This window comes from Sorangium sp. So ce185 (assembly GCF_051526825.1).
GTDB lineage: Bacteria > Myxococcota_A > Polyangia > Polyangiales > Polyangiaceae > Sorangium > Sorangium cellulosum_D.
In genome coordinates, this window is record NZ_CP150316.1 from 10,200,811 (window position 1) to 10,218,567 (window position 17,757).

14 protein-coding genes are annotated in these 17,757 nt (G+C 74.5%); 6 read left to right on the forward strand and 8 right to left on the reverse strand.

The window, feature by feature from the left end:
* Positions 1 to 16 precede the first annotated feature (16 nt).
* The gene (locus WMF26_RS37505; protein WP_437950914.1) at positions 17 to 349 is read right to left on the reverse strand and encodes a transcriptional regulator; all 333 of its coding nucleotides are present in this window, start codon (positions 347 to 349) and stop codon (positions 17 to 19) included.
* A gap of 237 nt (positions 350 to 586) precedes the next feature.
* Between WMF26_RS37505 and WMF26_RS37510 the strand changes: the two genes are divergently transcribed.
* Positions 587 to 3,145: an alpha/beta fold hydrolase gene (locus tag WMF26_RS37510; RefSeq protein ID WP_437996632.1), complete on the forward strand. Its 2,559-nt coding sequence runs from the start codon at positions 587 to 589 to the stop codon at positions 3,143 to 3,145.
* Positions 3,146 to 3,486: 341 nt separating this feature from the next.
* On the forward strand, positions 3,487 to 5,340 hold the full coding sequence (locus WMF26_RS37515) for a hypothetical protein (RefSeq protein WP_437996633.1): 1,854 nt from the start codon (positions 3,487 to 3,489) through the stop codon (positions 5,338 to 5,340).
* 49 nt (positions 5,341 to 5,389) lie between these two features.
* On the opposite strand, the gene WMF26_RS37520 is transcribed toward WMF26_RS37515, so the two are convergent.
* The gene (locus WMF26_RS37520; RefSeq protein ID WP_437996634.1) at positions 5,390 to 6,172 is read right to left on the reverse strand and encodes a class I SAM-dependent methyltransferase; all 783 of its coding nucleotides are present in this window, start codon (positions 6,170 to 6,172) and stop codon (positions 5,390 to 5,392) included.
* Between the two features lie 91 nt (positions 6,173 to 6,263).
* On the opposite strand from WMF26_RS37520, the gene WMF26_RS37525 reads away from it, so the two are divergent.
* Positions 6,264 to 7,103 carry an AraC family transcriptional regulator gene (locus WMF26_RS37525; protein WP_437996635.1) on the forward strand — a complete coding sequence of 280 codons (840 nt, stop codon included), beginning with the start codon at positions 6,264 to 6,266 and terminating at the stop codon, positions 7,101 to 7,103.
* A 120-nt stretch (positions 7,104 to 7,223) separates the two neighbouring features.
* Here the strand turns inward: WMF26_RS37525 and WMF26_RS37530 are convergent, their stop codons facing one another.
* Entirely contained in the window at positions 7,224 to 8,105 is an 882-nt protein-coding gene (locus WMF26_RS37530; protein WP_061622058.1) for an OmpA/MotB family protein, read from the reverse strand.
* Positions 8,106 to 8,353: 248 nt separating this feature from the next.
* On the opposite strand from WMF26_RS37530, the gene WMF26_RS37535 reads away from it, so the two are divergent.
* Together WMF26_RS37535 and WMF26_RS37540 are read left to right on the forward strand one after the other, a co-directional pair.
* The gene (locus WMF26_RS37535) at positions 8,354 to 9,370 is read left to right on the forward strand and encodes an isocitrate/isopropylmalate dehydrogenase family protein (RefSeq protein ID WP_437996636.1); all 1,017 of its coding nucleotides are present in this window, start codon (positions 8,354 to 8,356) and stop codon (positions 9,368 to 9,370) included.
* A gap of 25 nt (positions 9,371 to 9,395) precedes the next feature.
* A complete protein-coding gene (locus WMF26_RS37540; protein ID WP_437996637.1) occupies positions 9,396 to 10,232 on the forward strand; it encodes a hypothetical protein in 837 nt (278 codons plus the stop codon).
* Positions 10,233 to 10,279: 47 nt separating this feature from the next.
* On the opposite strand, the gene WMF26_RS37545 is transcribed toward WMF26_RS37540, so the two are convergent.
* The 4 genes from WMF26_RS37545 to WMF26_RS37560 form a co-directional block, all read right to left on the reverse strand.
* Positions 10,280 to 11,050, reverse strand: coding sequence for a hypothetical protein (locus tag WMF26_RS37545; RefSeq protein ID WP_437996638.1), 771 nt, complete (start codon positions 11,048 to 11,050; stop codon positions 10,280 to 10,282).
* Complete coding sequence (locus tag WMF26_RS37550) at positions 11,047 to 11,940, reverse strand: Smr/MutS family protein (protein ID WP_437996639.1); 894 nt, start codon at positions 11,938 to 11,940, stop codon at positions 11,047 to 11,049. Before WMF26_RS37550 ends, WMF26_RS37545 begins: the two co-directional genes overlap by 4 nt.
* Positions 11,852 to 12,229: a hypothetical protein gene (locus tag WMF26_RS37555; RefSeq protein WP_437996640.1), complete on the reverse strand. Its 378-nt coding sequence runs from the start codon at positions 12,227 to 12,229 to the stop codon at positions 11,852 to 11,854. The genes WMF26_RS37550 and WMF26_RS37555 overlap by 89 nt, the downstream gene beginning before the upstream one ends.
* A 217-nt stretch (positions 12,230 to 12,446) precedes the next feature.
* The gene (locus tag WMF26_RS37560; RefSeq protein ID WP_437996641.1) at positions 12,447 to 12,851 is read right to left on the reverse strand and encodes a hypothetical protein; all 405 of its coding nucleotides are present in this window, start codon (positions 12,849 to 12,851) and stop codon (positions 12,447 to 12,449) included.
* A gap of 682 nt (positions 12,852 to 13,533) precedes the next feature.
* Between WMF26_RS37560 and WMF26_RS37565 the strand changes: the two genes are divergently transcribed.
* A complete protein-coding gene (locus tag WMF26_RS37565; protein WP_438002477.1) occupies positions 13,534 to 16,374 on the forward strand; it encodes a serine/threonine-protein kinase in 2,841 nt (946 codons plus the stop codon).
* A gap of 79 nt (positions 16,375 to 16,453) precedes the next feature.
* On the opposite strand, the gene WMF26_RS37570 is transcribed toward WMF26_RS37565, so the two are convergent.
* Positions 16,454 to 17,650, reverse strand: a complete 1,197-nt coding sequence (locus WMF26_RS37570) for a hypothetical protein (RefSeq protein WP_437996642.1) — start codon at positions 17,648 to 17,650, stop codon at positions 16,454 to 16,456.
* Positions 17,651 to 17,757 lie beyond the last annotated feature (107 nt).

Genomic DNA, 17,757 nt, shown 5'->3' on the forward strand with positions numbered 1-17,757 from the left:
GCGGCCGCGGGGAGGGTCACCCTTCGCCCGCGTCGACGCGGAACCGCGGCGCCTCGATGCGCTCCCCGCGGCACGCCGGGCAGCGGCTCGGCTTCGCCAGCGAGCGCCGCTCGTCGAACGCGTAGCCGCACCCCAGGCAGCGCGCGGGCGCGATCGAGAGCCGCTCGCCGCGGGCGCGCAGCGAGCGCGCGAGGTGCTCGAGGTGCGGCGTCACGTCGCGCTCGCGCAGCCCGACGCGCGCGGAGAGCTCCCACGCGGTCGCGGCGCCCCTGCGCAGCTCCTCCAAGAGCGTCTGCCGCACCGTCTCCGACCGGGGCGCTGGGCTCGGCGGTGGCTTCGACTTGCTCATACAATTCCAGATCGTGACACCGCGGCTGCGCCGGTCCACCGCCGGCGCTGTGCCCCGCGCGCGGCGAGCGGTCCTCTGCTGGGCGCCGGGCCCGCGCCGCGCGTCGGCGCGGCGCGGCCGGGACAGACGGGCTCCGTCTCGCGACGGCGGCGGCGCAGCGCGGCGCGGCAGAGCCCGCGCCGCCATTGCGCGGAGCACTCCTCGCACGGAGAATGCCGCTCCGGAGAACCGCAGCGCATGACCCCGTGCCCGTCCGAAGACGCCCTGGCCGCCTGGCTCGAGGGCCGCCTCCCGCACGAGGCCACGGCGACCCTGCGCGCGCACGTCGACGGCTGCGCCGACTGCCGCGCCGCGATCTCGGCGCGCCCGAGCGAGAGCGGCGTGGGCGCGCCGCTCCTGCTCCCCTCGACGGAGCACCGCGCCGGCGAGGTCGAGCCGCCGCCGTCGTCCTCGGAGCCGTGGGCGCCGCCCTCGACCTTCGACGATTACCGCGTGGTCAGGCCGCTCGGCCGCGGGGGCATGGGGCAGGTGTACCTCGCCCACGACGAGGTCCTCGACCGGCCCGTCGCGCTCAAGTTCGTCGCCGCGGACAACCCCGATCCGAGGACCATCGAGCGGCTGCGCGTCGAGGCCCGCGCGATCGCGCGCCTCCAGCACCCCAACGTCGTCGCCGTCTTCCGGATCGGCGAGGTGCGCGGGCGGCCCTACATCGCCTACGAGTTCGTCGAGGGCGAGCCGCTCGAGCTGCTCCCGAAGCCGGTCCCGTGGCAGGCCGCGCTGCGCATCGCGCTCGGCCTCGCGCGCGGGCTCGCCGCGGCGCACCGGCGGGGCGTCCTGCACCGCGACATCAAGCCGGCGAACGTGATGCTCGACGCGAGCGGCGAGGTGAAGCTGCTCGATTTCGGGCTCGCCAAGCTCGTCGACCGGACCGCCGGCCGCGACGCTGGGCGGCGCGTCTCGTCGAGGCCCCCCGGCGCGCCCGCGCGCCGGCCGCTCTCGGACGTGTCGGCGTTGACGACCGCGATCCTCACGGAGCCCGACGCGGCCCCCGCGCTCGAGGCCGCCGGCCTGACCCACGGCGGCACGATGATGGGCACGCCGCTCTACCTCGCGCCGGAGCTCTGGGCCGGGACCGCCGGCACGCTCCAGTCCGACGTCTACGCGCTCGGGCTGGTCCTCTACGAGCTGTGCGTGGGCCGGCTGCCCCACGCCGGGCTCGACCTGCACGCCATCGCCAGCTGGGTGACGGCGCGCGCGCTCCCGCCGCTCCGCTCGCTCTGCCCCGACGTCCCGGAGATGCTCGCGGAGGTCATCGACCGCTGCGTCCTGCGCGATCCCGGGGCGCGCTTCGCGTCGGCCGAGGAGGTGCAGGCCGCGCTCGAGGAGACCGAGGCGCTCTGCCGCGCGTTCCAGATCGTGCGCTCCGGGCCCGCGTCCGCGGGGTCGCCGGAGACGGACGCGGACGTCGTGGGCGCCTCCTTCGCGCGCCTCGCGCCGCGCGCCGAGGAGCTCGTCTCGCGCTTCTACGAGCGGCTCTTCCACCGGGAGCCGGCGCTCCGGGCGCTGTTCCCGCCGGACATGCGCGAGCAGCGGCTCAAGCTCGCCGCGGCGCTGCAGCTCGTGATCGACAACCTGCGCGCGCCGGACAAGCTGATCGAGATGCTCGAGGCGCTCGGGCGCCGCCACGCGGCCTACGCCACGCTGCCCGAGCACTTCGACGCCGTGGGCCGGGCGCTGCTCGAGGCGCTCGAGGCGCTGGAAGGCGACGCGTGGACGCCCGCCACCGCGCGGGCGTGGGCGGGCGCGTACGCGCAGGTCGCCGAGGCGATGCGGCGCGGGCTCGAGGCCGCGCGGGGGACGGCGGTCTCCTCCGCGCGGACGCCGGCGCCGCTGCTCGCGGCGGAGACCCGGTTCGCCACGAGCGCGGACGCGAGCCTGGCCTACAGGGCCGCGGGCGACGGGCCGCTCGATCTGGTGCTCGTCCAGGGGTGGGTGACGCACGTCGAGGCCGCGTGGGAGGACGCGCTCATGTCCCGGTTCTTCGCCGAGCTCGGCGCGGGGTCGCGGCTCATCGTGCTCGATCAGCGCGGCACCGGCATGAGCGAGCGCGAGGGCGCCGGCGCGCCCGCCGAGCAGCAGGCCGAGGATCTGCTCGCCGTCCTCGACGCGGCCGGCGTGGAGCGGGCGGCGCTCCTCGGCGTGGGGGGCGGCTTCGCGCCGTGCGCGCTGCTCGCGGCGGCGCACCCGGCGCGGGCGCGCGCGCTGATCGCGCTCGGCAGCGCGGCGCAGATGGCGGCCTGGCCCGGGTGCCTCTTCGGCCTCGCCGGCGAGGACGCCGAGGAGGCCGAGCGCGCGCTGCGGAGCGCCTGGGGCGAGCCGCTCTTCCTCGATCGCCTCGCCCCCTCGGCCGCCGAGGACGCCGCCTTCCGGCGCTCCTGGGCCGCGTACCTGCGCCACGGCGCGAGCCCGAGCGGGGCGGCGCGCATGCTCCGGGCGCACGCGGCGGCCGACATCCGGTCGGCGCTGAGCCAGGTGAGCGTCCCGTCGCTGGTGCTGCACCGCGCCGGCGATCGGGCCGTCCCCGCGGCGGCCGGGCGCGATCTGGCCGGCCGCATCCGCGGCGCGCGCTACGTCGAGCTGCCGGGCGACGATCACCTGCCCTTCGTCGGCGCGTCGCGGCCGCTGCTCGCCGAGCTGCGGGCCTTCCTCGACGCAGAGGCCGCCGGGGGGAGCACCGTCGCGAGCTTCGTGCCGCCCGCGGCGCTCCGCACCTCCGGCGCCGCTTCCGGCGATTGACGCGTGACGCGCTGCCCCGAGCACGTCGCGAGTCGATGAACGTCCACCGGCGCCGCGACGGCGGACGTTCATCGGCTCGCGCTGCGGAGCGCGTGTGGGGAATATGCCGCTCGCGCGAAGCGCCGTCGGACCGGCGCTCGCCCCTCGGGCGCTCGAATCCGCTCGTTCATGGGTATTCGCGCGCATTCGAGCGCCGCGCAGGAGCGCTCGAATTCAGCGATCAGCGCCGCTCTCTCCGGTTTTGCCCGATACGACTTGAGAGATCTCCTTATCTATCTATCTTGTTGTGCAAAGACGGTATCCGCCTTGCCGGTGCATGATTCGACCGCTAACTTGAATTGATGGATATGTGGACACGCGCGCTCACCTGTGGCTGCGCCTTGATCGGAGCGCTCGCGAGCGCTTGCTCCGGGACGGAGCAGGGCGCTCCTGCCGCGGCGTCGAGCGCGACGGATGCGGGCGGCGAAGGCGGCGAGGGCGGCGCAGGGGACGCGGGCGAGGGCGGCGCCGGGAGCGCGAGCGAGGGCGGCGCCGGGAGCGCGGGAGAAGGCGGCTCAGGGAGCGCGGGCGGCGCTGCCGGGGGCGCGGGCGGCGCCGGCGGGGAGGCGGGCGGCGGTGGCTGTCCTCCTGGAGAGGAGGGCTGTCCGTGCGGGTCTCTCGGCGAGTGCGGCGGCGAGCTCCGCTGCGTGGACGGCGTGTGTATCTCGGGCTGCGGCTGCACCGACGGATACGCCGTCGTCGAGGGCGAGTGCGTCTGGCAGGGAGGCCCGCAGGATCCCTCGTTCCAGAGCGCGGACACCTGGAGCGCAACGGGCGCCGCGCTCGTCCGCCCCGAGGCCGAGGGCAACGGCAACCCGGGGGCCGGGGTCATCGGCAGGGGCGCGGTGTGCCAGATGGCGGGCTTCTCTCAGCAGCTCACGATGCCGGACCTCGCGTGCGCCGAGCCGCTGCTCCTCACGTTCGCCGCGCACGTCGCCTGCGACGCAGGCATGGACTGCATCGGTCCCCCGGGCGTCGGGGTCCGCATCAACGGCGGATTCACGAACCTCGATCTCATGCCCTCTTCGTCCTTCGCCCCGCAGCGCGTCTGCCTGGGAGAGCGCGCCTATGGCGGGCAGATCGAGCTGCTCCTCGGGCCCTCCCGGAGATCTCCCCAGTGCGACGAGGAGGCCGGACAGGGCTACATCCTGGCCTTCGATGACGTCGCGATTCGACCGGATGAGATGAGCGACTGTCCCCTGCCGGGCCAGGTGCTGAACGGCGACTTCGAGGCAGGCGACGCGGGCTGGACGGCGAAGCCGGAGAACGGCGTCTCCGAGGTCGCGAGCGGCCTCGGCCAGGGCGGCGGCAAGGGCGGGCGCATCGGCACCACGCACTTCTGCCAGTACCCCTCGCTCGAGGGCACGGTGTCGGCCCCGTTGCCCTCCCCCGCGCTGCCGAACCCGGCGCTCCGCATCTGGAGCCAGGGCAGCCCGGGCGCGGTCGTCAACGTCACGCTGAGCACGCACCAGCTGACGGCGCTGACGGGCACGGGCGAGGCGCAGGTCTCGCACGTCTGCTTGCCCCGGTGGGCGCTCGGCATGGCGCACAGGCTCGCCTTCGCCTACCGGAACCGGAGCAGCCAGCCGTGCACGGACGAGAACCAACGCGACTTCGCGGTGGACGATCTCGCCTTCGTCTCCGACGATCGGTGCCCCGGGGACGCGCCGCTGTTCGACCCCGGCTTCGAGAACGCCGGCGCCGGCGCGAGCCTCTCGCCGGCGTGGGTCCTGAACGCGGACGATCCCTCGCGCGGCAGCGCCAGGCTCGCCGTCGACGCCGCCGCCGCGCACTCCGGCGAGGTCTCCCTCTCGCTGTCCGTGAAGAAGCCGTGCCGGGAGCCGTCGGCCTCCACCGTGTTCACGGTGCCCGAGCCCGACGGGGCGGCCGGCCCGGCGCTGAAGTTCTGGTACCGCACGAGCGACCTCCGCGCGGCGACCGCCTCCTCGAGCCCGGGCGCCGCCCTCCCCGCCAGCGAGCGCTGGAAGCAGCGGACGATCTGCCTGGATCCGCGCACGGCGGGCAGGCCCCAGCACCTCTCCTTCAAGCTGGGCGCCAGCGGCGTCTGCAACGAGCCGCTCGGTCAGGAGACGCTGCACGTCGACGACGTCGAGGCGACGACCGACCCCTCCTGCCCGGCCGCGCCGCCCCCCTGAGCTCCCGGCCCCCGGCGCGGTCGTTGCGCCGTGCCGCGCGCCGCTCGGCTCAGCCGCGCTTGCGCCCCACCAGGATGACGATCGGATACGCGAAGTGCACCTCGTCCCCCCGGAGCGCCGCGCCGACGCCGAGCGCGTCGACGCCGACGTCGGCGCGGTAGAGGGCGCGGAGCCGGTCCGCCCCGCCGGGCTCCGGGAAGGAGGCCCGGAGCGCGGCCTCGAGCTCCACCTCGAGCCTGTACCGCGCGGTCGTCTCGATCTCGAGCCCCGCCGCGTCGAACAGGGCGCCGAGCTCGCGCTCGGTGTGCGCGCGCGCGTGCGACGGATCGCGGATCTTCTCGGCGGCGTCGTACGCGTCCCGCTTGTCCTCGGCGGGCGCCACGTCGATCACGGCGACCCGCCCGTTCCTCTGGCACACGCGGGCCATCTCGCGCAGCGTCACGAGCGGATCCAGCAGGTGATGGAAGCTGTAGCGGGTCGTGACGAGGCGAAAGCTCTCGTCCGGATACGGCAGCCGGCTCGCGTCGCCGAGCTCCCAGGTGACGTTGGAGAGCCCGAGGCTCGCCTGTCGCTTCCGCGCCTCGTCCAGCATCGCCGGGACGATGTCGAGCCCCCGCACGCTCGCCACGCGCGGCGCGAGCGCGCAGGCGACGATGCCCGGCCCGCAGGCGACGTCGAGGGCCGCGTCGCCCGGCGCCGGCGCGAGCGCGTCGAGCAGCAGCGCCATGGCGGATTCGGCGGAGTGGGCCGGGACCTCGGCGAACGGCCTGGCCTGCCTTGTGAACTGTTCCTGGATCAGCGCATCATGCTTGGTGGGATCGGCTTGGCTCATGGGGCACGAAGGTGGACCACCTCGGTCTTTACGGCTGCCGGCGACAGGACAAAGATCGTCGCCGAGAGGCCACGCCGTGCAAGCCCGCGTCATGACCCCCACGGAGACCGCCGAGCACCTCGCCAGGCTCGGGCTCGACAAGGTCCCCGCGCGCGCGTTCTCCTACGAGGACGAGCTGCCGGGCGCCGTCTACGCCTGGCACACGCACGCGCGGCACCAGCTGCTCTGTCCCCTGGCCGGCACGGCGCGCCTCGACGTCGAGGACGCGTCCTTCCTGCTCCCCCCGCAGCGCGCCGCGCTCATCCCCGCGGGCGAGCCGCACGCGACCACCCGTCGCGACGCGTCGATCGTCTCGATCTATTTCGAGCCCGCGGCGTTCCCCTCTCCCCTCGCGGCCGTGAGGGTCTTCGAGGTGACCGCGCTCCTGCGCGAGATGGTGATCTACGCGCGCCGCTGGCCGGTCGCGCGGTGCCCCGACGACGCCGCGGCCGACACCTTCTTCGCGGCGATGGCGGATCTCATCGCGCCGCTCCTCGATCGCGGCGCCACGTACCGGCTGCCCCGCGGCAGGACGCCGCCGGTGCAGCGGGCGATCGCGTGCGCGCTCGGCGACGTCGCGAGCGCGGATCTCGCGCGGGCCGCCGCCTTCGCCGGGGCGACCGAGCGCACGCTGCGGCGGCGGTTCCGCGAGGAGACCGGCGTCACGTGGCGCGCCTTCGTCACGCGCGCGCGCGTGCTCCGGGCGCTCGACCTGCTCTCCGGCCCGAGCGCCAGCGTCACGCAGGTCGCGGTCGACGTCGGCTTCCAGAGCCTCGGCGCGTTCGCCGCCGCGTTCCGCGCCGTGACCGGCCAGACGCCGAGCGAGTTTCGCAGGACCGCGCCGCCCTGGCCGGGCGGCGATGGTCACAGCAGCTGGCCCGAGCCGACCTGACGGCGCAGGCGAAGCGCCCGACGAGCGTGGATCCGACGGCGGCCGCGCGCGCCGCCCCCGCAGCGCGCGCCGCCCCCGCAGCGCGCGCCGCCCCCGCAGCGCGCGCCGCGCGAGCCCGCGCTACTGCGTGATCGCCTTGAGGTCGAGCATCTCCTCGACGCTCGGCACCACGATGAGGTCGCACCGGCGGTTCTTCTGCCGCCCCTCGTCCGTGTCGTTCGTCGCGACCGGGTCGGTGTCCGCGAAGCCCGCGGCGCTCCACTTCGCGACCGGGAGCGCGCCCCCGCCGCCCTTCATGTCGGCCGGGCTGACCAGGTACAGCAGCACCTCGCGCGCGCGCATCAGCGACAGGCCCCAGTTGTCGCGGAACTGACCGCCCGCGAGCGGCTTGTTGTCGGTGTGGCCGGCGACCTGGTAGTAGCGGTTGAGCAGCGACGGGTCGTTCCGGACGACCGTGGCCACCTTGAGGAGGATCTCCTTGCCCTCCTTCTTCAGCGTCTCGCGCCCGGAGTCGAAGAGGACGTCCCCCGGCAGCGAGATGACCATCCGGTTGTTCCGGATGTTCACCGCGAGGCCGAGCTTCGTGAGCTCGTCCAGCTTCTTCCGGAGCGTCTCGAAGCGCGCCTTGATCTGCTCCAGCTGGCGGGCACGGGCCTTGAACTCGGCGAGCGCCTTCTCGCGCTCCTCGAGCGTCGAGCTCAGCTGCGACACCTGCGTGCTCGTCGCCTGGAGGTTCTCGTTCAGCTTGCTGATGTCGACGCCGGCCGCCTCGAGCTGCCTCGTCAGCTCCGCGACCTTCGCCTGCTCCACCTCGAGCGCCTTCTGCGTCTCGGCGAGGCGTTGCTCCGTGCTCTGCTGCTGGCTCTGGAGGCGGCTGTACTTGTCGAGCTGGGCCTTCCACTCCTCCTCGGAGTAACCGCACCCCAGCGAGAACGACGCGATCACGGCAGGCAGGAAGGCCGCGAAAGCAAGGCTGCGACCTTTCAAGACACGAGGGTGCATGAGCACGCTCCTTCACTCTAGTTGGTGAACATCGGCGGGGGCGGATGGCCCGGCCCGCGCCCGGTTCCAGGTGGACAGCGGCCCGTCAGGCCGTGCGGGGGCGTACCCTAGCGAGGTCGGCCGCGGTTGTAAAAGGCGCATCGCACCACCTCCCCCGGTCGCCCGCGCGCCGGCAGGCGAGCGCGCGGCGCGCGCTCCGGCTCGCTTGCCCATTGTTCCCGCCAGCACACCTGCTAATGGGACGGACCATGCCCTATCGCATCACGTTGATCCCCGGCGACGGCATCGGCCCGGAGGTCGTGAAGGCGACTCAGGACGTGGTCTCCGCCGCCGGCGTCGCCGTCGACTGGGAGATCCACCACGCGGGCATCGAGGTGGCGAAGCTGACGGGCTCGCCGCTCCCCCTCCCCGTCATCGACGCCGTGCGGAAGAACCGGATCGCCCTCAAGGGCCCGGTGACCACGCCCATCGGCGGCGGGTTCCGGTCGGTCAACGTGACGCTCCGGCAGACGCTCGACCTCTACGCGAACGTGCGGCCGATCCGCAGCCTGCCGGGCGTCGAGCCGCGGTTCGACGTCGACATGGTCATCGTGCGCGAGAACACCGAGGGGCTCTACGCCGGGCTCGAGCTCATGATCCTGCCCGGCGTGGCCCAGAGCATCAAGCTAACGACCGAGCGCAGCTCGACGCGCATCGCCGAGTTCGCGTTCCGGTACGCGAAGCGGCACGGCCGGAGCAAGGTGACCATCGTCCACAAGGCCAACATCATGAAGCTCTCCGACGGCCTGGCGCTCGACTGCGCGCGGCGCGTCGCCGTCGGTCACCCCGAGGTCCAGCTCGGCGAGATGATCGTGGACGCGGCGGCCATGACGATGGTCCGCGAGCCGAACAAGCTCGGTGTGCTCGTGACGGAGAACCTGTACGGCGACATCCTCTCGGATCTCGGCGCCGGCCTGGTCGGCGGCCTCGGGATCGTGCCCGGCGCGAACATCGGCGACGAGGCCGCGGTCTTCGAGGCGGTGCACGGGTCGGCGCCGGACATCGCGGGCAAGGGCTACGCGAACCCGACGGCGCTCGTGCAGAGCGCCGTGATGATGCTGCGGCACCTCGGCGAGCACGAGGCGGCCGACCGGATCGAGCGGGCGCTCACGGTGGTCTACCGGGCCGGCCAGGTGCGCACCCGCGACCTCGGCGGCACCGCGAGCACCGACGACTTCACCCGCGCGCTCTGCGCGGAGATCGAAAAGCCTCGCGCCGAGGCGTAGCGGCGGGCATCCTGATCCCGCGGACGTGGGATCTGCCTGGACGTGGCTGCTCGAGCGGTGCGCCGAGACCGTCGGCGTGACGGACGGGGCCGCCGGCTCGGCGGGCGACGCCGCGCGGCGCCGGCGTCGGCTGACGCTCGCCCTCCTGCTGTCGCTCCTCGTCGGGGCGAGCTGCCTCCTCGGCGAGCGCTGGGGCGCGAAGGGCCTGCTCCCCGCGGTCGCGCTCTTCCTGCTGGCGGTGCAGGCGACGCGCGCCGTCCTCGCCGCGCGCGCGTCGGTGTGGCGCGCCGCCGCCCTCGAGCTCGACGACCCCGCGCAGCGGCCGAGCGAGCGCGCGGATCCGTGGTTCTCGCCGCCGACGGCGCGGGTCCTCTGCGCGCTGGCCTCCGTGATCGACGCCGCGCGCCGCGAGCGCTACGCGATCGCGCTGGAGCGGCTCCCGTACGTCGATCGGGCCGCGCTCCGGCCCGACGAGGTGCGGCTGCTCGACGCGGCGCGGGCGCTGCTCTCCCTCGGCCTCGGCGATCCGGCGCGCGCGGCGCAGCAGGCGATCGTCGCGCTGCCCACCGGGATCGACGCGATCGACGCGCGGCTCGGCCGCGTGGTGCTCGCCGACGCGTGGAAGAGCCCCGCGCGAATCGAGGCGATCGAGCGCGCGTGGCGGAGGGAGCTCCAGAGCGGCGTGACGTCCGAGGCGCTGGAGCGCCTCCTGTCGCTGTCGCGGCTGCGCTTCGCGCCGCGGGCGCTCGAGGCGCTCAAGCCCGCCGAGGCGCGTGAGCTGTCGGCCGAGGCCTGGTCGATCGGCGAGGAGGAGCTCGCCGCGGCGCTCGAGGCCCGCGCGCGGGGCGGCGTCTACCGCTGAGCCTCGCGCTCGGGGCGGCGGCTCGCGCTCGGGGCGGCGGCTCGCGCTCAGGGCAGCGGCTCGCGCGGCACGGCGGGCGCGGTCTCGCGCACGAGGCGGAGGCCGCCGAGGGAGATCTCGACCACCGAGGCGAGCCGCTCGCCGACGAGCCGCTCGGCGGAGGGCCCCGCGGCGCGCGTCTCGGCGACGAAGGCGAAGCAGCGCCGGCCGGAGCCGCCGAAGGCGACCGCGAAGCCGTCGATCGGCGCGCCGGGCGGGGCGTCGGCGACGCCGATCGCCACGACGGTGTCGAAGCCCTCGGGCACGTCGATCCGGCGCTCCACGGCGGTGAGGCTCTGGTCGGGGCGCGGCAGGTCGCGCCAGAGCCGCGCGCGCGCCTCGCACGCGGCGCGGCTCGCGCGGCCGTCCTCGCGCCAGGTGCGGACGAGCAGCGACGTCGACGACGCGGCGTGGGTCGCGACGAGCCAGGGGCCTTCGCCGTCCTCGACGCGAAAGCCGCGCGCGTCGGGCAAGGGGAGCAGGAGATCGAAGCGCTCCGAGCGGTACTCGCCGAGCTCGCCGTCGCCGAGCGTCGACGGGGGCGGGGGCGGCGCGGGCCTCGCCGGCGGCGCGGGCGGCGCGGCCGGGGCCGGCGCGCACGCGGGCAGCAGGGCGAGCAGCGCCGCGGCCGGCAGCAGGGCGAGCAGCGCCGCGGCCGGCAGCAGGCCGCCGAGCGCCGCCCGCGCGGCCGGCAGCAGGCCGCCGCGCGTGGCGCGCGCGTCCGGCCGGCGCGCGTGCCCCGGCGTCTCGGCAGGCTCCCTGCGCGCCTCCGGCCTCATCGCGCGAGCAGCACGAGCACGGCGCCGGCGCCGCCCTCGGCGTCCGGGGCCGTGGAGAACGCGGCGACGTGGCGGGCGACGCGGCCGTTGCTGAGCCAGGCGGCGATCTCGCCGCGGAGCACGGCGTGGCCGCCGGGCGAGTGGTTGCCCTTGCCGTGGACGATGGCGACGACGCGATCGCCGTCGCGCTGGCGCTTGCAGACGAAGGCCTCGACGGCCTCGCGGGCCGCCTCGAGCCTCAGGCCGTGCAGGTCGAGGGTGCCGTCGACGGCGTAGCGGGCGCGCCGGAGCCGCCGGAGCTCTCGCGGATCGACGTCGAGGCGCCTGCCCTCGATGCGCGCGCTGTCGTCCGTGGTCTCGAACTTGATGCCCTCGATGACGAGCGAGCGCATGCGCGAGCGCGCTTCCTCGTCCGGATCGGACGCGATCGTCGGCAGCGCGGCGCGCTCGACGCGGCTCGCGGTGACCGGGATCCGGTTCACGCGGTCCTCGAGCACGCGGACGCCTGCCATGTAGATCGCGAACGTCTCGGGGTCGACGGGCCGCGGCGCCGGCTCGACGCCTGCCTGCGCCGCCGCGCCGGCGGACGCCTTCGCCCTGGCCTTCGCCTCGGGCTCCGCCTTCGCCCTGGCCTTCGCCTCGGGCTCCGCCTTCGCCCTGGCCTTCGCCTCGGGCGCCGCGGCCGTCTTGGCCTTCGCGTCGGGCGTCGCGGCGGCCTTGGCCTTCGCGTCGGGCGTCGCGGCCGGCTTGGGCTTCGGCTTCGTCAGCTGCCGGAGCGTGGAGAACGGCTGGTAAAACGCCTCATTCGCCTTGTGTGCCGCCGCCTTCGCGGCCCGCCCCGGGCTGGCCGTCGCTCTCGGGTCTCTCTCGCGCTTCGCGCCCTTCGCCATCCCCCAGAACATCGCGCGCGAGACCGCGGAGCGCAAACCGAACGGACTCGATGCCGGCGAGCTGCCCGTCCTCGAAGTGCCAGTCGGGGTCGTCGAGGCCGGGGAAGTCGTGCGGGTTGCGGATGTCCTCGGCCGTGAGCGTGGGGATGAGGCGCCGCGCGAGCTCGACGACCTTGCCCCGCTGCGCCTCCTCCATGGCCGCGAGCAGCGCGAAGATGCGATGGAAGAGCTCGGCGGGCGGGAGGGCGGCGTGCCGGGCGCCGGGCTCGGCTGCATCGGGAGGGGGCATCGGGCGCAGGATACTTCATCGGACCGGCGCCGCCGCTCGGCCCGCTCGCGGCGCGCCGCCGCTCGGCCCGCTCACGGCGCGCCGCCGCTCGGCCCGCCCACGGCGCGCCGCCGCTCGGCCCGCTCACGGCGCGCCGCCGCTCGGCCCGCTCACGGCGTGCCGCCGCTCTCCTGCGGGGCGGGCGGGCGATGCTGGGGAGATGCGCCGTCTAGCGGCGTCAGCGATCCTGGAGGCTCACGGCGGGCATGGGGCAGCCCCCTGCCGGCGTCGCCTCGGATCGCCCGCGGTCACGGAGCCGCGCGTCGTAGGGATCGAACGGCCGGAAGGGCCGGAACGGCCTGTGCGGCACGAAGTGCCCATACGGCCGGAAGGGCCTGTACGGCTCGAAGGGCCTGTACGGCTCGAAGGGCCTGTACGGCCGGAAGAGCCCATAGGGCCGGAGGTCCCCGCGATAGGGGCTATCGTCCGGGGGGATCCGGGCGTCGGCGAGCGTCGGGCTCGCCGTCTCCTCCACGATCACGAGCTCCTGGACGGGTACCGTGTCCTCCGCTGCCGCGAGCTGCGCGGCGCCGAGCGCGATCCCGGACAGCGCCAGCGCACCGAGCGCTTTCACCAGCTTCATCGCCGACTCCTTTCACGATCCGAGCGGCTTGCCGGGTGTCGTCCCATGCAGGCTGCGTCCACGGCGATGCAAGCTCGAGGCCCGTTCGCGACGGATCGCCAGGTGTCATGCGGCGAGGCGTGGATTCCCGAGAGCCTCGGGTTTGCGGCTGCGCGCCCGTCCAGCGGGGCGTCTCGTGTGCAAAGCGTGGACAGCGGACAGCGCCTCACGGGGGGCGCCGCGGATCCAGGGGCGAGCATCACGCCGACCTGTCGCATCTTCCCGACGTCGGCGGGTATTCCTCCGCGCCCGCCGAGCTGGCGAGGCACGAGCAAGCAGCAAGCGTTTCAGAAATCAACAGCGATTGCGCGCATCGACGCATGTAGCACGGAATTGGCGCATGCGGCTCGGCGCCAGCGGGCCCAGAGGCCACGATTCGACAGTGTGATCGAGGGTTTGACCTGACGGCGCAAGAGGCTTGCCCGGCGTCGACGGCGGCTATGCACAGGATCGCATCCCACATTATCTGACCAAATTCACCTCATTCCTCCATTGGACTGCATCGAAGGAGCGACTCACACGTTGATCATCGAGCCGTCTCGAACAGGAGGAGGGGGAGATGCCTGCCACGATGGTCACCGGGAAGTCGCTCCGTCGATTTGCTGCGCAGTCGAGCAAGATCGCGGGAGCGGGAGATCGAGCGATGAGCAGCGATGGGCATAAGGACGCTCCCTACGCGAATACCTTGCTTTCCTCCGCGTCGCCGACGAGCGCCACGCTGCCTCAGGGGGAGACGTTCGAAGCCGGCTGCGCGGCCGCGGGCGCTCGCGAGCGGAAGGGCCGCGCGGCGACCGCGGTGGTCGCCCCGCCGCCCTCGCTGCGGTTGCAGACCAAGCCGCCGCCTTCGGCCGGCACCCGCATCGGCCATTACGAGCTCCTGCGCGAGCTCGGCCAGGGTGGGATGGGCGTGGTGTTCCTCGCGCGCGACACGCGGCTCGCGCGCCTCGTCGCGATCAAGCTGCTCACCCGGCTCAGCAGCCTCGGGGTGCAGCGCTTCCTGGTCGAGGCGCAGGCCACCGCGCGCTGCAAGCACGAGCATATCGTGACGATCTACGAGGTGAACGAGCACGACGGGTATCCGTACATGGTGCTCGAGTACATCGAGGGCCAGAGCCTCCGCGGCTGGATGGAGCAGCGCAGGCCCGCGGGCGCCGGCGAGGAGGCGTCGACGGCGCCGCTGCCGCCCGGCCTCGCGGTCGACATGATGGTCCCCGTCGTGCGCGCCCTCGCGAGCGCGCACGCGTCCGGCATCGTCCATCGCGACCTCAAGCCCGAGAACATCATGCTGGACGCGTCGGGCGCGATCAAAGTGGTCGATTTCGGCATCGCCAGGCTGCGCGACGACGAGGCGAGCCTCGCGGCCGAGGGCTCGTTCGCCGGAGACGCGCGCCTCACCCCCGACGGAGGGATGATCGGCACGCTGCCGTACATGTCCCCCGAGCAATGGAGAGGCGTCGAGATCGACCCGTCCAGCGATATCTGGGCGGTGGGCATCATGCTGCACGAGCTCGTGCTCGGCGCGCACCCGCTCGCGCCGTACGACAGGATGGTCCTCCTCCGCGTGCCGGCCCTCGACGAGCCGATGCCCGAGGTCGGCGCGCGCCACCCCGAGCTCGGCGCGCTCGGCGCGATCATCGATCGCTGCCTGCGCAAGCGCAGAGCCGAGCGGTACGCCTCCGCCGAGGAGCTCCTGGCCGAGCTCCTACCCCTCCTGCCCGGGCGCGGGGAGATCCACCTCGGCGCCGACGAGAGCCCGTTCGCCGGCCTCTCGTCCTTCCAGGAGGCCGACGCCGACCGCTTCTTCGGCCGCGCGCAGGACCTCGCCGGCGTCGTCGCGCGCCTCCGCAACCAGCCGCTGCTCGCGATCGCGGGCGCGTCGGGCGTGGGGAAGTCGTCGCTCGTGCGGGCCGGGGTGATCCCGGCGCTCAAGCGCTCCGGCGAGGGCTGGGAGGCGCTCGTCGTGCGGCCCGGGCGCGAGCCGACGGCGGCGCTCGCGGAGCTCTTCACGAGCCCGGCCGTGACCCTGAGCGCCGAGCTGCAGGCGCTCGTCCCGGAGGGCGGCGCGGAGGCGCGCGCGGCGCTGGCCCCGCGGCTGCGCGCCGAGCCGGGCCTGCTCGGCGCGGCGCTCCGCGGGTGGGCGGCCCGCGCGCAGAAGCGCCTCGTGGTGTTCGTCGATCAGTTCGAGGAGCTGTTCACGCTCGGCGCCCCGGCCGACGAGCGCGCGGCGTTCCTCGCGTGCCTCGAGGGCATCGCCGACGACGCCTCGTCGCCGCTGCGGGTCGTCCTGTCGGTGCGGTCGGACTTCATCGAGCGGCTGGCTGGGCACGAGCGCTTCATGGCGGCGATGCTCCGCGGCCTCGTGTTCCTCCGGCCGATGGGGCGCGAGGGGCTGCGCGAGGCGCTGGTGAGGCCGATCGAGGCGGCGCGGCACGAGATCGAGGACCCGGCGATGGTCGAGGGCATCCTCGACGCGCTGGAGGCGACGCACGGCGCGCTGCCGCTGCTCCAGTTCACGGCGGCGAGGCTCTGGGAGATGCGCGATCGCAAGCGCCGGCTGCTCACGCGGGCGAGCTACGAGGCGCTCGGCGGCGTGGCGGGCGCGCTGGCCAGCCACGCCGACACGCTCCTGGCCGGGATGAGCGGGCGCCAGGCGAAGCTGGCGCGGGCGGTCCTGGAGCGCCTGGTGACGCCGGAGCGGACGTGCGCCGTGGCCAGCCTGGGCGAGCTCTGCGAGCTGCCCGGGGATCCGGTCGCCATCGAGCGGGTGGTCGGCCTGCTCGCCGACGGGCGGCTCCTGGCGATCGAGCGGGGGAGCGATCGCGCGGGCGGCACGGTGGAGATCGTGCACGAGTCGCTGATCGAGCGCTGGCCGACGCTCAAGCGCTGGCTCGACGAGAGCGAGGAGGACGCGGTGTTCCTGGACCGGCTGCGCGCGGCGGCGAGGCTGTGGGATTCGAGCCATCGCGCCGCGGACATGCTCTGGCGCGGCAAGGTGGCCGAGGAGGCGCGCGGCTTTCGCAGGCGCTACCGGCGGGAGATGCCGGAGCGGGAGCGGCTCTTCCTGGAGGAGGTGCTCCGGCTGGCCGACCACAAGCGGCGCCGGCGGCGCCGGCTCGTCACCGGGGTCATCGCGGCGCTGTTGCTGCTGATGGTCTCGGGGACGGGGTTCGTGAAGGCGACTCACCAGAACTGGCTGATCATGGGTCAGAACGAGGACATGTGGCGGGCGATCGCGAGCGCGGCGGAGGCGAGGAGCGCGGCGGACAAGGCGCGGCGGGAGAGCGAGGCGCAGCTCATGCTGGCCGAGCTGATGCTCCGCGACGCGGTGGAAGACCGCGAGCGCGCCGAGGCCGAGGCCGAGCGCGCCCGCCTCGCGGCGATCGAGGCGCGGAAGGCCGAGGTCAAGGCGAGGAAGGTGGTGGAGGAGGCGGCGCAGAGGAGGCGCATGCGGAGCGGACCCTATGAGATAGCGACAGAACGGTAGACGGCGCTCGATCGATGTGGAGATCGACGACGATGGCAGCGTGGTGACGTGGGACGACGGAATCGCCGCCGGCTTGCTCTCACGCCGAGATCGCCTTTTCCGTCGCGCCGAGCTGCTGCACACGCAGCTCCGTGGCGAGCGCCTCCGCTGGCCTTCCTGTCGTCCGCAGCAGCTCCACGAGGGACGCCCCCACGGCGACGTACGAGGTCGTCTTCCGCGCGCCGGGGTCGAGCGACTGGGCGAACGCGAGCGCGTCCTCCCACGTCCGCTGGGCCAGCGCGGGATGGCCTTCCAGGCGCGAACACTCGCCGTGCATGCGCATCGCCTCGAGCACGAGCGCTGGTGCCTCCTCCCCCAGGTTCGCGGCCGCGGCATACGCTTCGCGCGCCTCGGCCAGGCGCTTCGCTGCGAGGAGGACGCCCGCCTCGCCGAGCGCCGCGTGAGCCCCGAGCAGCCGGCGCCCGGCGGCGAGGGCGAGCGCCTTGCCCTGGCGAAAGGCGGCGAGCGCGGCGCGCGGGTCACCCGCCGCGGTCGCGGCGCTGCCCAGCGCGATCGAGGCTGCGGCCTCCTCCTGCTCGAGGCCGCTCACATGGCAGAGCATGCGCGCGGCGCGCAGCTTGCGAACGGCGAGCTTGAACGCGCCGTCCTGCATCGCCTTGCCGCCGTCGAGCAGCAGCCGGCGCAATGACGCGCCTGCGTCCTCCGAGGCGATCTTCCGGCCGAGCGCCCGCTCTACGGCGTCTTTCTGGCGGGGGGCCAGCTTCGGCCGACCTTCACCTTCGGTGGGCGCCGGCGTGCCATCGCCACCGAGCTGCTTGAGGGAATCGAGCAGCGCCGCCTGGTCGACCTCGAACCTCGCCTCGCCCGGAAGAAGCGCGGCAAGATCGCTGCCGGGCACCTCGAGCGCCGCGAGGCGCAGCGTGGTCCCGTTGGATACCGCGACGAGGCGCCCGACCAGATCGCGGTACGCCGACGCCTGCTCGACCTGCGCGGGAGCGAGCACGACGACGAGCCCATCGAGCACACCGGCCGCCGTCCGCCCTGCTTCCGCGAGGCGCTTCCGCAGCGCGGCTTGGTCCACGGGTCCCCTCGCCGGAGGGAGCGGCGGCAGCGCCAGCCCGTCTTTCGCGAGCCCGTCTCGAAGCGCGGCGAGGTCGCGCTCGAGCCGCTCGGCGATCGCCTCGACGTACGCCGCTTCGCCTGCGAAGGGCGCCTCGACCACCACGAAAGGGTGCCGGTTGTCCGGCTGCCACTCCATCCACCGGAGCGTCTTCAACCAGTCTCTCCGATCTGCCGGGCCTGTCCTGACCCGCAGCGCTCTCGGCCCGCTCCGTTCGTGGCCGGGCGGCGGGGACCAGAACGCCTGCCATTCTCTCCGGAAAC